General features: G+C 47.0%; 1 protein-coding gene. It reads right to left on the bottom strand.

All coding sequences use genetic code 11. From position 1 onward, the window contains the following. Positions 1-347, bottom strand: a 347-nt coding sequence (locus tag C900_RS27760; protein WP_040497731.1) for a hypothetical protein, incomplete at both ends; no start/stop codon positions are given.

A 347-nucleotide genomic window follows, 5' to 3' on the forward strand; every position in this document is an offset into this window, starting at 1 on the left:
GGATCTACGGAATTGAACCTGCCTAGTGCTGGGTCATACTGCCGATAGAAGGTCTCGTAATAACCTGGATCTTCATTATACTCACTCCCGGAGTTGAATAAGAAGCTATTCTTATATCCGTAAGCCCTCCTGTTGGAGTTAAAAGTCAGGCCATAAGGGTAGTAGCTGTCCTGTTGCACCACAGCGCTCTCTGTGAGCGTTACTTTCATATCATCAAAGAACACCGGCAATGGGCTGTCACTCTCATTGCTCAGGTAAATATAAACAAAACCCGGCTTTTCTGCCACAACACCTTCGAGGGCAATGCGCCTGTGGTAGAAGGATTGAGATGTTATCTGTGCGTGACC

Origin of the sequence: Fulvivirga imtechensis AK7 (assembly GCF_000331535.1) — a bacterium.
GTDB lineage: Bacteria > Bacteroidota > Bacteroidia > Cytophagales > Cyclobacteriaceae > Fulvivirga > Fulvivirga imtechensis.